Source organism: Pseudomonas sp. RIT-PI-a, assembly GCF_001187875.1.
Lineage (GTDB): Bacteria > Pseudomonadota > Gammaproteobacteria > Pseudomonadales > Pseudomonadaceae > Aquipseudomonas > Aquipseudomonas coleopterorum.
On sequence record NZ_LGIR01000011.1, the window covers coordinates 494,250 to 508,160 of the forward strand.

The window sequence follows — 13,911 nt, forward strand, 5'->3', positions numbered from 1 at the left end:
ATAATAGTAGTATGTGAATTAGTTTGATCTAGATAAGTTTGCATTATTAAATGAGTGTCGTATTCTTTGAGCGATCATCGTCCAAGCTGATATACCTTTGGGTATGGGATTCCCATTATTCTCTATCGACTCAAGCTGCCTTGGGAGACTACTTGCTAAAGATGCTAATAGTAGTCTATCTTTTTCGCTCAGCCTATCCCATAGCACTTGTTCGAAGGCTTGGTTTGTTCGGAAAGAGAAATCTAGCAATTTGTTGGTGGTGCTGGGTTGCTGAGCGTAGTCGAATGCCTGCTGAGACTCTGGTGGAAATTTCAAAAAGGGATCAGCGCCGAAATAACAGTGTTCTAGTTCTTTCGTTCCTATTACATAGGTAAGACTTTCCCACTGATAATGTCCAAGCTCTAGGTTCGTCAGTCGAATCTGCAGCGATAGTTCGGATGTGTTGTTAGTGATATTTACCAGGTCAATATTTTCATACCGAAGTATTAGCGGCCATGCTGCCAATGCTTTCATGGTGTTATTTAAAGAGTGAACAAGATAGGCATCATTCGGGTATGAGGTTTTACCGTTCGGTGTCTCTATGATTGTCTTAAGTTTGCGTACTATCTCACAAAAGAAACGCCATTCCGCAGGCGAAAGATTGCTAATGGCTAGATTTGCAGGTTGTGTTAAACTGCCAGCTGCCGGCTGCAAAAAAATATCGCTCTGGTTTGCTTTAAACGGGAAACCGATCGCTCGCACATTTTTGTGGGGTTCTTTTATCAACAAGCCCGCTGCGCCATGACTACCCGTAACATAGAAGTCCAATCCGCTTACATATATGTCTGCCAACTCCGCATTCTCAAACCGAAAATGCCAGACAGGTTGATTGTTTTCATGAGTATAACCTAATAGAATTAGCTGCTCGTCAGACCAGTCTCTGGGCAAGGCCAGTGATAGTCGCTGAATTTGCTCTGCATACAAATTATTTTCAATCTGGACTTTTTTTAGCTCTAGATAGAAACGGTGAGCGAGTTGCTGGGCTTCAAAAAGCTCGTGCAGCAAGTGTAGTAAATCTATATCGGTTTCTTTGATTTCTAATCTTGGATTCCCCTGGTCTTTTTGACTTTGTTTCATTGCTCTATCACTCTAAGTCTAAAATTGGTTGGTTATAGCTATATGTTTAATGAGCGCTACTTCTATTTAAAAAAATATCTTATTTGACCTAGATTTCATAACTTCGGAAGTCAGGGATAGGCCATTATACGGCCCTGATAGTGTGTCTCGGCAAAGGCTTGGGTTGTAGTACGGGTCATTTACTACTAGATATGACCACTGATTCAGAAAGTTTTTGGACTCTCTAGCCGACCTAGCTTTCTTTTGAGCATCATCGTTTTTTCCTCTGGTAGAGGACTCGGCATGTATAAGTTTAGCGAAGGGTGTAAAAATAAGATGGTAGCCACATAGTTTTATTTTCAAACAGATATCTAGGTCATTGAAAGTTACTGGGTAGCGTTCCTTATCCATCCCTCCGATGTCAGCATAGATGCTCTTTTTTATAAGTAGGCATGCCGCAGTTAGCGCGCTAATCCTACGAGCTGTCTGGTTGAACCCCAAATAACCCGGATCGGTGTCTTTGCAAGAATATCCCGCATGACCTGCAATTCCATCCACCCCAAGTACTACGCCGCCATGTTGTACCATTCTGTTAGGCCAGAGTAGCTTGGCTCCGACAGCGCCTACGTTATTTCTTATACCATGGCTGATCAGTTCGCGAAGCCAGTCTTTGTTTAGAATCTCAATGTCATTGTTTAATAAGCAAACATACTCTCCGCGCGCGATCTCCACACCGCTATTGTTCATGGCTGAATAGTTGAATGGGTGCGGGTACGATAACCTTACAATACCTTTTTCTTCCAGGCATGCCATATAAGCCAAGGTTTCGGGATCACTCGAATCATTGTCAACTATGATGATTTCTATGTTTGGATAGTCAGTCTTCATCAATAGGCCTTCAACGCATGTCTTTAGCAATTCGACCCGATCTCGAGTGGGTATAATTATGGAGACCTGTGGTAATGCTTCTGGCACGGGCCAGCAAGCTCTTAGCAGACCAGGAAAGCCGGCTATAGGCTGCACGCTCGCTCCGGTCGCTAGCGAGTCCACCAGCCACGCGACTGCACCTTCGCGGGACTCGCAACGCGACGCATCCGCCGGAGTTGTGACACGGCTAGCGTGGCGGTGATATATAACCTTAGGCAGGTGGACGACGGTCAGCTTTTCTGTCTCAGTAATAAAAGCTACTGCTGCGAGAAAGTTGTGCCAACTTGCACTGGGGCTGTCAGAACGCCGCTTGACTGTGCTGAAGGCTTGCTCCAACGTACCCTTATCAAAAATCGCACCTGGCGAGAATACGTCCTCTCCTATAAACAGATCTATATCCCACACCGGCTTGAACCATGGCGAGGATCGTTGTCCAGCCAGTCCATCGCAGTCGCAATCACCGAAGGCCCAAGCGGTTTCGTTGTCCAACAATGGGATCAAATGATCCAGTGCGTGAGGCGCGAGCCGATCGCCTGCGCTCAACGGGACGACACTGTCGCAACCCTGTTCGAACAGGCGTCGTAGGCCGGGGGTTACATCCGACGAGCTCACAACTTCAATCGCCGCAGCTGGATAGCGTTGTTGTTCGATACTCAGTTGCGAGATCGCATCCATCTGGGCGTCACCTTCGCTGATAATCAGCACGCCGCACTTGGATTTCAGTTCTGCGTTGAGAGGCCTTGGCTTCTGGAAGACTTCGAACCACTCAGCATAGTGATGAAAGCCTGCACTTTTGGGCAACAGAAGCTCCTGATGACGTGCGACCTTTGCCAGTAACTCCACTTGCGCTTCGTCACCTACGCTCGCTGCATTATTACGCAGGAGGGCTTCCACTCCCTCTGGCCAGCAGCACAACGTCAGCGGGCTGCCTGACAACGGCTGGCCCAGATCATTGAGCACTTCGAGGGAGTGCACCTGGCCATCTGCGAGCGCCCAAGGTAGATCGAGTTCGAATCCGTGCTTGCGACTGGCCTTGTAGGTCAGTGCGTGATGCAGGCGGTCAGCCGCAACCGTGGCCACGACCTCTGTCCCTTTCCTCACGGTGACGGTCACTGTGCGGTTGGGGTCGTTAGCATCGAAGGCCCAGCCACTGACTTTCAATCCGCCGGTATGCCAGACCTGTGAAGCCGCAGGCGCCGGTTCGGAGGGCGAGGGCGTTGGCAACTGGATCGTACCGTCCAACCAGTTCTCTTGATTGGCGACGCGTGCCGAAATGGTCCTGGCGCCGGCGAGCCAGCTTTCGCGAAGCTGTACGGCAAACCCATTGAAGTCATCGCTAGCGGCCACGTTGGGGTGGAACTCACTGGCCTTAGCAAATGCCACACTGCTGCCGTCGATGTAGATCTCGACCACAAGGCGCATGTCAGGCTTGGCGGGATTCAGTGCCCACCCTTGAAGCACGTCACCATACAGTCCGGTGATTTGTCCGCAAATCATGCCGGTGGTAGTCAAGTCGTTCATAGTTCTGTCAGGCTCGACGCCTCTTTCCTTGATGTGTCCAGATGCGCAGAGACATGGGGATTGGCTTCGGTGAAGCTGTCATGATCCAGCATGTGCAAAGGCAAGTCATACAGTGCAGCCATCCGCTGGTAATGATCATCAGCAGTCGAGCCTGGGTTCAAGCTGACCAACTTCTCATAGCCACTCAATGCTGCGCATTGCGCATGATCGAGTCCGTTGAGGATGACCAGGTCGCGTACCTTGCCAGTGGTGCGCAGTGATCTTGCTGCGGGGGTATCGCCTTCTATGCAGGGGAAGTGCGTACCGGGATTCTTTGAAAGCTTTCGTGCCAGATCGAGCCACTTGTGCAGGAAGTCCGGTCTCGACAGATCGTCAGCAATGATCGCGCGCTGGTCCAGGAGGTGAGTCATGCAGTCAGCAGAGTCAATCGACGCCGCGGCTTCATCCGAAACGTCCAGGCGCAGTGCTGTGAACAGCTGCTGCAATTCTTCAGGTATGTGCTCGCGCTTCGATCTCAGTATCCGGTCTGCACCGTTGTCGATAAGGAGTGCAAGCGTATGGAGCAGTGTCTCGTTGTCTCGGGGCAGGGTGTAGTCGATCGACGTTTTAAGCGGGTAAGTTGCCGCCTCAAGGGTGACTACTATCCCTGCATCACCCTGGTGGTAGCTGAAGGTAAGGGGTAGGTCGTCGCTGGACTCGTGCTGGAGATAAAGAGGTATGGAAGCACCAGCAAGAGTGACTTCGCTTTTGAACCACTTCAACAGCTTGCCCAGACGCGCACCTTGCAAGGCATTGCGTGCTGGTTGCAGCGGGTCCCGTTTGCAAAAGGCTTCATAATCAGCTTCGGCAGTCGGGAAGCGCGTGCGCAAAATGGCGTTGTTGTAGGCCACTCGTAGCATCTTTTCCTCTTTAAAAGAAACGCCCCCTTTATGGGCAACGAACACATGTGTCGCGCCCATATGACGCCACCCTGAACGGCGCGCCCGCAGACACCAGTCCGTTTCTTCGCCGTAGCCCCGGCTCAGATGCACTTCATCGAGGTAACCCACCGCGTCGAGGGCGGCGCGCTTGATATACAGGCAAAAACCGCACCCGGTTTCAAGTTCAACAGCAGGACTGGCGATGTCGCTTGCCAGCCGGTCTAGCTCTGCCTGTTCCTCGGCCGTGGGCATGGGCGAACTCACACGGCTGGTCGGAAAGCTCATCAGTTCGCCGTTATTGGTGAAGGGCGTTACCGAAGCGATATCGTCAGAGCCATAGGCGGTATCACGCAGGCGATCCAGCCAGTTGCCATGCACGCGGGTATCGGCGTTCAGCCAGACGATGTCCTGCCGAGGGCTCAGCGCCATGGCACGGTTCATGGTGCGTATGAAGCCCAGGTTCACTGGCTGTTGCACGAGCGTGATCTTGCCTTTGCTGGCTAATACCTTGAGCGCCTTGCGCAGTGCGGGCACGGGCGTAGCGTCGTCCACCACTACGAGTCTGTGAGGGGTGCGGTTGAGTTTGCGCGCAGCGATGGCGCTGTTGATGCACTCGAGCGTTTCCTCGAGGCCATCGTAGACCGGTATCAGAACGTCGACTGGTTGGTGCTTACCCACATCGGGAAGCGGTGGGGGAGACGCGAACGTAGGCATGGCTGACACGGGGCTGCCTAGAAGTGGCAAGCCTGTAGCAAACCTGACGGTGACTGACAATGTGGGATTTGGCACTTTGATACGGATACCGCCATGAGTAGCAGGCAGGCCAGCGGCTGTGAGCAAGGGATGGGCCACGTTGGCCACCACAGACAGGGTGTTAGCGTTGGCTTCAAGCACTAGCGCGGCCGGTGCGTGTACATTGCGCAAGTCGACGGCCCAGCCTTGAATCTCCTTTTCTTCGGGCAGATAGCGCACTACGCCGACCGTGCTTGGCGCGTCGGTTTGTGCAGCGAGTATCTTGAGTACGAAATTCAGCTCGTTAGGGGCTGTGATATCCGGTAGGTGAGCAAGAATCGTGCGGCGAAGTTCAGCAGGATTGGCCGACTGACTACGTGCCTGCCACAGAATCATGCGCAGCGAGGGATCATTGGGCAGTTTTTGCCACACGGCAGACAAGTAGCGGGTGGCCAGCTCAGGCTGACCTTGCGCGAGAATGCTCCGTCCCAGCAATGCATGCACGTCAGCACGATCAGGAAGGGCGTGAGCGGCGTTGCTTAAATAAATAAAGGCCAGCTTGGGGTCATTGGACAGCGCGTCGATACCTTTCCAGATCAGTGCTTCTGGACGGTATTCAGGCGTCTGCAGCGCAAGCTCGAGCATCGCATCGGCAAGTTCGGGCTCTTGCGCTTCGCGATGACGATGAAAGATGTCCATGAGCGTTTCTCGCCCACGGTCGAGGTTTGGGGACATGGCTGGCGTGTTCACTAAAAATAAAAGAAGGGCGACCCGAAAGTCGCCCCTTTTTTGAATACCACCCGCCTTGCGGCGGGCGACATTCAGCTTGCTACGACTGGTGGGTTAGACCTGGCCGTGGATCACGATGACGTTGTCGATGGTGTCGACCGCTTCTGGCGAACCGACGATTGCGACAGCGACTTCGGCCTGAGTGACGCCCTGAGCCAAGGAGTCGACCCAGAATGCCTTGCCTTCTGCATCGGCAGGACGATCCAGCGCATTGCTATACAGAGAGTCGATGAAGTCGGCGTTGACTTTGGTAGCCGCCTCGGTCGAATTCACGATGCTCTGAGCGATGTCGCCACGGCTTGCGCCGTTGAACAGTGCGGTTACCCACGAGTTCAGACCTTCAGCGTCCGATGCACGACCCAGTGCCGACTGGTACAGGCCTTCAACGTATTCGCTGTTGGTCTGATCAGCTGCGATGGCATCTGGCGACAGGGCGAAGGTAGCTGCCACATCGGCACGCGACGCGCCGCTGGCCAGCACGTTCGACCAGTAGTCGACGTCAGTAGCTTCAGGAGCAGTGCGCTCCAGCAGGTTCTGATACAGGCTGGTAACGAAGGCTTCGCTGGCGTCAGCTTTGAACTCGAACGAGTTCAGGAACGCTTGAGCGATGCTACCCGTTGCTACGCCCTGATCAGCGGCACCAGCCCAGATTTTGGCGCCAGCTGCGTCGGCGTCGCGGCCCAGGATGCCTTGGTACAGGCGCAGAGCGGCGGCTTGATCTTCGGAAGTTGCCAGAGCGATCGACTCGTTGTTGTCGAAGGCCAGGAACTCAGCGTTGGTGATGGAAGCGGTTTGCAGACCGGTGCCATCAACGTTGAAGCTGTTGCCTGCAACGAAGTCATAGGCATCGCGCGAACCCTGCAGGGTCACTACGTCGTAGCCATCGCCAGCGTTGACGACGTCGGAAGTGCCAGCCAGGAAGATCTGGTCATCGCCAGCGCCCGAGATGATCACGTTGTTGCCAGCGCCACCGTAGATGGTGTCGTTGCCACCGGCGGTGATGACCGTGTCGTTGCCCTCACGGCCGTCAACATAAACATTCTGTTCGCCAGTGAAGATAAGGGTATCGCTACCATCGCCCGAAGTAACGATCAGGTCTGGAGTCGAATCCGTAACAGCAGCGGCAGCTACATCGCCTTCAACTGCAAATGCAGCAAAGGTAGAGGCCGATGGCGCGTCGAAGGATACGACCAAGTTGGCTTCGCTTTCGAAGATGAACGCTTGAGCCGTGGAAAGCTCAGCAGGAATTGCAACGGCAACGTTTTCACCGGCTGCGCCTGCGATGGTGGCGCTTACCAGTGCAGGAGCGGTGCCTTCTGGCGAGACTGGGGCGGTCACACCGTCCCACGAAGCAACACTTACAGATTCAGCAGTGTCCAGTGCTAAGAGAGTGCTGATGGCAGCGGCGGTGGTAGAGGACAACAGGGTAGGGTTGTTGGCCAGCGAACCTTTGAGTTCGGACGCGGAGTAAGGCTGATCGTATTGCATGTGTAATTCCTGTTACTTCAGGCCATCTGGCCTGTGCTGCTAGTTTTCTGCTTCAGTGCAGAGTTTTCCCACGGAGACTTATAGCGGGGGGCGTTCGTCTTCGTGACGGGATCTATTGAGAGATGCAGCGCCACCAGAGGCTCGGTGCCTGTGGGGCCATACATCATCTGATTGGATACGAGGCGCTGCGGCATGGAACCGGAGAACACGATGTGACCGGAGAGTTCGTAAAGACTGCGGTTTGGCCCGACCAGGCTGAACCCTGCGGAGATAAGTGGAGACGCCTTGCCGCGAGTGCCACTGAAGGTCCCAGCAGCTACGTTGGGACTGGGTCCCGACCCAGCGACTGTAGAGGTGTAGACAAGATCCACGCCTTCCGGCTTGTTTTCCCAGATGACGCTGAAACCTTCGAGGCGTTTGGTGCCGTCATGTTCGCCGACCCAGCCTTGGGTCGACTCCACATCGCCGGCGCCTTGCAGGTGGGCGATGAGCCGCAGGGCCGCGGGCGCTGCTTCCACTAACAAGGCCGGGCTGGGTTCAGGCGTCGCTACCACTGCAAAGTTGCGCATGATGGCAGGGGAGGTGTCGATACGGTCGATGCGGAGATCGACCGGGTCGATTTCGGCGTCGAACATGTGATATTCGGTTATCAGGACAGTGGCGATGCCACTTTTGACTCGGGCAACAATGGTGTCACCCAAGTGGGTAAGCATGTTTTTGCTTACACCTTCGGCAGGAAAGAAATCAATCGATCCTTTACCCAACGGCGCCTGTTGTAGCGAAATGCAAACAGGCTTATCCGCTGGCGGCTGAGACGCATACCGGAAAATATACATTCCGGGCTCAAGCAGGGTAACCCGCGAGCTGATTTTCAAGCCATCAAGTGCTTGCGAAGGCAGTGACATGAATTTCCATTTCCTGTTGGCTTGAACACACGTGCCATCTAAAAACGGCAAACCTGTAACAAATGACCCGGCCAATGCTGGCGTTCCTTCGGTGGAGAATGATTGAGCCAGAAGGGGGGAGATGTCAATCCTCTGGTGTAAAATTTCTTACACGCAGTCTAAGTATTATGTAGCAGGCGGAATTTCATTCATTTCGACGTGTTGCGGAAGGAGCGTAGTCTTTCTCCAGCTGCATGTCTGGTGAAGATGAATTCTGAGAAAACGTTAAAAATCATAGGCCTACGTACTCTAAGCTAGATCGTTTTAAGCTCTGACAGATTTTAGGCGTTTGCATGATGGCTTGAAGCTATCGTTTCTAAGGCTGGTGCGTTGGCGGTCAGTCACCCAGCTGCCTATATTCCGAATCGACGTCTTAGAGTTTGCATCGGAATCCTTTCCGTAGGCGTCCTGAGCCCAAGGAATTCGTTAAGTTCACACGCTTGCTGAGTAAATTATTAGGAAGATTGCTGTATTCGCACGCGACTCGTTTCCCTATCATTCCGCGAGCCCTGATTCTAAGAGGCTGCCGTTCAGCTATATAAGGAACGTCCCCTATGGCGTAGTGCGAGTGGTACACTGCGCATCGTTTTCGCCTTTTTTATGTACGGATACTATGAGTCGTCTACCGGAAAGTAACCTACAGGCCGCCCTCAAGGCCTGCAAAAGCAGCTTCATTTCTATCGGTGTGTTCAGCTTTTTTGTCAATTCGCTGATGCTTGTCCCGACGTTCTACATGATCCAGATATCTGGACGGGTGGTACCGACGAGTAGCGGCTCGACGCTGATCATGCTGACCCTGATTCTGACGTTTTTAATGATCACGCTGGGCGCGCTTGAATGGGTCCGCTCGCGCATGATGGTCCGGATCAGTAACCGCTTAGACGTACTACTCAGTCGGGACGTCTATCGAGCCAGCTTCAAGCGTGCGCTCAACAGCGGCGGCATGGATGCAACAGCCCAAGCACTCAACGACCTAACTGCTCTCCGTCAATTCTTGACAGGTCCTGGTCTGTTCGCATTTTTCGACGCGCCGTGGTTTCCAATCTACACCGCTGTCATGTTCCTTTTTCATCCGTGGTTCGGTTGGATGACTGTGGCATGCGGTGTGATATTAGTAGTATTGGCATTTCTGAATCACCGCTTCACTACCCAAGCCCTGGCCGATGCCAACCAGCTAAGTGTCAAATCCAACGTGGCGACGACGAAAAATCTGCGTAACGCGGAGGTCATCGAGTCTATGGGCATGCTTGAAACACTGATGAACCGCTGGGCAGTACGTCAGCGAGGCATATTGATGTTGCAGTCCGAAGCGAGTGATAAGGGTGGTGCAGTTACCTCCATCTCCCGGACATTTCGTATGTGGTCGCAGTCCATCATGCTGGCGATCGGCGCTTACCTCGTAATCATTCAAGAAGTCAATCCAGGGCTGCTTATGGCTGGCTCCATTTTGCTCGGCCGTGCGCTGTCACCTATTGACCAGATGATTGGTAGTTGGAAGGGCTTCGTTACAGCCAAGGTCCAGTACCTCCGTCTGAATGAAGTGCTGAACAAGCTCAACGCCGAGCCTGAACGCATGGCCTTGCCTGCCCCGCAAGGCCATATTCAGGTCGAGAATCTGGTGGTGGCCCCGCCTGGCGCCAAAGCGCCGGTCATCCGCAATATCAGCTTTGTAGCACCGGCTGGGTCCATTGTCGGCATCGTCGGCCCGAGTGCTGCAGGCAAGTCGACGCTGGTGCGAGCCTTGATGGGCATTTGGCCTCCACAGCACGGCGTCGTGCGCCTCGATGGAGCCGACATCAGTACCTGGGATAAGCATGAGCTAGGGCCCTATGTTGGCTACCTGCCGCAGGACATCGAGCTCTTCGAAGGTACTATCAGCGACAACATCGCGCGTTTCGAAAAGGTTGATGCCGAGAAGGTCGTCTTTGCCGCGCAAATCGCCGGTGTGCACGAGATGATCTTGATGCTGCCCAACGGTTACGACACTCTGATCGGCAGCGACGGCGTGAATCTGTCCGGTGGTCAGCGTCAGCGGATAGGGCTGGCCCGTGCTCTGTATGGCACCCCCAAGCTGATCGTACTCGACGAGCCAAACTCGAACCTCGACGAAGTGGGCGAGCGAGCGTTGGGTGTGGCCCTGCAGAAGGTCAAGGAAAACGGCTCGACGGTCTTCATCGTGTCACACCGTCCGAACATCCTCTCTCGTCTCGACCACATCCTGGTGATGTCGGCCGGCACCATTTCGATGTATGGCCCGCGTGACAAGGTGATCGCCGAGTTGGCGGCGCAGCAGAACAAGGTCCAGCCACGTGTGGCCCAGCCGATGCCTGGTGCTCCTGGCGCCCCAGTTGCGCCGACCCCGCCGACTGCGCCCGCCGCGCCAACCGCACCGAAGCCCCCCGCCGGCCCGACCAACACCCAATCGACCGGCGTGTGAAAGGATTTCATCGATGACCAGCAAAGCAATTACCACGTTCGACCACAACTTCGATGACATGCCCATCTCCGATCGCGGCATCCGCCGCATCGGCTTTACCATCATCTTCGTCACTTTCGGAATCTTCGGCACATGGGCAGCAGTTGCACCCTTGAGCAATGCCGTGCATGGCAGCGGTATCGTCACCGTGCAGACCTACCGTAAGACCGTCCAGCACCTGGAAGGCGGCATCATTAAGGAACTCAATGCTCGTGACGGCGACATGGTCAAGCAGGGTGACCCGCTGATTGTTTTGGATGAAGGGCAGTTGAGTGCTGAATACGAGTCCACGCGCAACCAGTTGATCGTGGCGCGTTACAAAGAGGCACGCTTGCGCGCGGAGCGAGATGGCTTGCAATCCGTACCGCCCGTGCAGATGACCGGAACCGATTCGGACCGTGCCATGGAAGCGCTGGCGGGTGAGCAGCAAGTGTTCAAGGCCCGCCACGACTCGCGCTTGAGCGAAATATCCGTACAGCGGGAACGTATCAGTCAGCTCAAGCAGCAGATTGTAGGCTTGCAGGGGATGATCAAGACCAAGCAAAACCTGGAGAAGTCCTACAACGGCGAGATCGGGCAACTCAAAGATCTTTTGTCCCAGGGCTTCGTCGATAATCAGCGGTTGCTCGAATCGGAGCGCAAGCTAGACATGCTCAAGACGGAGGTAGCCGATCATCAGTCGACCATCGTCAAGACGCAGCTACAGATTAGCGAGACCGAGCTGTCCATCGTGCAGTTGAACAAGAAATTCAGCTCTGACGTGGCCAATGAGCTATCGGACGTGCAGGCCCAGGTGTTCGATCTTCAAGAAAAGGAAACGGCGCTCAATGATCGCCTTTCGCGCGTAGTCATCCGCGCCCCTGAGAGCGGCATGGTGCTGGACATGAAGGTGCACACCGTTGGGGGTGTAGTCAGTGCGGGCACACCATTGCTGGATATCGTGCCAGCAGCGGCTGAACTGATTGTCGAGGCGCGTGTAGCACCGGCCGATATTGATCGTCTGGAGATGGGTAAGCGCGCGGACATTCGATTCAGTGCATTCAACAACGCCACTACTCCGGTGATCGAGGGTGAAGTCACGCGGATTTCTGCAGATGCTTTGAAGGACGAGCGTTCCGGCGAAGCCTACTACCTGGTTCGGGTGAAAGTGTCCGATGACGGCATGAAGAAGCTGGGTGATCGCAAATTGCAGCCCGGTATGCCTGCCGAGGTGCTGATCAACGCCGGTGACCGGACGATGCTTGAATACCTGCTCAAGCCGGCACGCAACATGTTCGCCAAGTCGATGATCGAGGAATGACTGTGCTGCGTTTGCTACCTGGTGTGATGTTGAGCATGTTCGTGTTGCAAGCAGTGGGGGCGGAAACGGTGGTTCCCAAAGATTTGCCACCCAAACCGCCCGTGTCGGCGTTGACCTACGCGCTCGACTTGGCCGGACTCTATCGTGAGGCGCGCCTGGAAGATCCGCGCGTACTGACAGCCTATGCCCGGGCGCGGTCCGCATCCGAGCAGCAACGCGAGGCCTTGGGCGGTCTGCTGCCGCAGTTGTCGGCGCAGAGCAACGTCAACCGGATTCTGCGCAAGGATGATGCGGCGCGGGAAATCTATGACAACAAAAGCTATTCGTTGAGCCTGACCCAGTACCTGTACAACAAGACCGCCTGGGAAGGTTGGCAGAAGGCCAAAAGTGTAACGGCGCAGAAAGGTGCCCAGGCTGAAGATTCCCACGCCGAAGCTACTGTGGATCTGGCAAAGCGCTATTTCGTTGCCTTGGCTGCCGATGACGAGCTGGAACTTGTGCAAGCCGAACGTCGGGCGACGCAGAAGAACCTTGATCGAGTGAACATGCTGTATGAACGGCAGATGGCCAAGATCACCGATCAGCTGGATCTCAAAGCGCGGGTCGATGCACTGGCAGCGCAGGAAGTGGATGCGCGTAATCAGGTGCAGGTGAGTCGCGAAGCCTTGTCGGAGATTGTCGGGCGCCGCATCGATGAGCGTTTGAGTCGTGTGCGCAATGATGTGGCGCTGCAGGCGCCAGTCGCCCCTTTGGCCAATTTCGTTTCTCAAGCGATGGAGGCCAACCCCTTGCTCAAGGCCTACCAGAGTGGTGCCGAAGCCGCTGATGCAGCGGTGCGAGAAGGGAAGGGCGGACACTACCCGCAACTGAGCGTGAGCTTAAGTGCCCAGCAAAGTGACGTGGGTTATGACAATACCTTGACTCCGCGCAGCGACAGCTATGTTGCGACGCTGGGGGTAAGAGTGCCGATCTACAGTGGCGGTTCGACTTCCGCCCGGGTCCGTGGCCTGTACGACGACCAGTTGGCGGCTGAGCAGGAGCTTGAAGGTGTGCGTCGACAGGTGGTGAAAGAAACCACCACGGCCTACCTCACCGCTCAGGCCAGCGTGGAAAAGATCCGCGCCAACAAGAACGCCTTGTCATCGGCCCAGCAGTCCAGCATTGCGGCGCAGAAGGCCTTTGCCTATGGCGTAGTGAACGCGGTGGACGTGTTGACCAGTGTGCAGAACGAGTTCAGAGCACGCAGGGATTTGCTCAAATCCCAATATGACTTCATTACCAACCTTTTCATGTTGAATCGTTGGAGCGGGCAGTTGAACCAAGAGAGTGTCGACAGTGTCAACGTCTGGCTCAGCCCAGAGCCCGAGCAAGGCCTGCCCGGTGGCGACGTTGCCAAGGTGAAAACCAAATCCTGATCCATCCCCTGTAGCATCGGCTTGCGTAGTGTGTCAGTTGGAACACTGCGCACCCGGACGGGCTCGCGGGGCCCCTGTAGCAGCGGCGCGAGCCGCGTCGGCGGCTTCCGCAGTGTGTCAGTTGGAGCGCGAAGCCCCCGGACGCGGCTCGCGCCGCTGCTACAGGGGTCGTATCAGGTCGCACGGTAGATGACGCAGGCGGGGAGACTGGGCTGATCTGGCGGGTATATGTATACTCCGCGGTTTACAGATAAGGCGCCGGTGCTTTGCGCTGCCGCAAGCGTTGTTCGGTTTCTCTTTCGCT

At 55.0% G+C, this 13,911-nt stretch carries 8 protein-coding genes; 3 read left to right on the forward strand and 5 right to left on the reverse strand.

Annotated elements, in window-relative coordinates:
* Positions 1–18 precede the first annotated feature (18 nt).
* The 5 genes from AC788_RS21580 to AC788_RS04575 form a co-directional block, all read right to left on the reverse strand.
* Entirely contained in the window at positions 19–1,116 is a 1,098-nt protein-coding gene (locus AC788_RS21580) for a hypothetical protein (RefSeq protein WP_152965705.1), read from the reverse strand.
* A gap of 66 nt (positions 1,117–1,182) precedes the next feature.
* A complete protein-coding gene (locus tag AC788_RS04560) occupies positions 1,183–3,543 on the reverse strand; it encodes a glycosyltransferase family 2 protein (RefSeq protein WP_049859415.1) in 2,361 nt (786 codons plus the stop codon).
* Positions 3,540–5,894, reverse strand: coding sequence for a glycosyltransferase family 2 protein (locus AC788_RS04565; protein ID WP_082223568.1), 2,355 nt, complete (start codon positions 5,892–5,894; stop codon positions 3,540–3,542). Before AC788_RS04565 ends, AC788_RS04560 begins: the two co-directional genes overlap by 4 nt.
* 144 nt (positions 5,895–6,038) lie before the next feature.
* Entirely contained in the window at positions 6,039–7,472 is a 1,434-nt protein-coding gene (locus AC788_RS04570; protein ID WP_049859417.1) for a DUF4214 domain-containing protein, read from the reverse strand.
* A 17-nt stretch (positions 7,473–7,489) separates the two neighbouring features.
* Positions 7,490–8,308: a hypothetical protein gene (locus tag AC788_RS04575; RefSeq protein WP_049859811.1), complete on the reverse strand. Its 819-nt coding sequence runs from the start codon at positions 8,306–8,308 to the stop codon at positions 7,490–7,492.
* Positions 8,309–9,029: 721 nt separating this feature from the next.
* Here AC788_RS04575 and AC788_RS04580 point away from each other — a divergent pair.
* The 3 genes from AC788_RS04580 to AC788_RS04590 are packed head-to-tail and all read left to right on the forward strand — an operon-like array spanning position 9,030 to position 13,607.
* A complete protein-coding gene (locus AC788_RS04580; protein ID WP_049859419.1) occupies positions 9,030–10,853 on the forward strand; it encodes a type I secretion system permease/ATPase in 1,824 nt (607 codons plus the stop codon).
* A 13-nt stretch (positions 10,854–10,866) separates the two neighbouring features.
* The gene (locus AC788_RS04585) at positions 10,867–12,192 is read left to right on the forward strand and encodes an HlyD family type I secretion periplasmic adaptor subunit (RefSeq protein WP_049859421.1); all 1,326 of its coding nucleotides are present in this window, start codon (positions 10,867–10,869) and stop codon (positions 12,190–12,192) included.
* A gap of 35 nt (positions 12,193–12,227) precedes the next feature.
* Positions 12,228–13,607, forward strand: a complete 1,380-nt coding sequence (locus AC788_RS04590) for a TolC family outer membrane protein (RefSeq protein ID WP_442965532.1) — start codon at positions 12,228–12,230, stop codon at positions 13,605–13,607.
* The last annotated feature ends 304 nt before the right edge of the window (positions 13,608–13,911 follow it).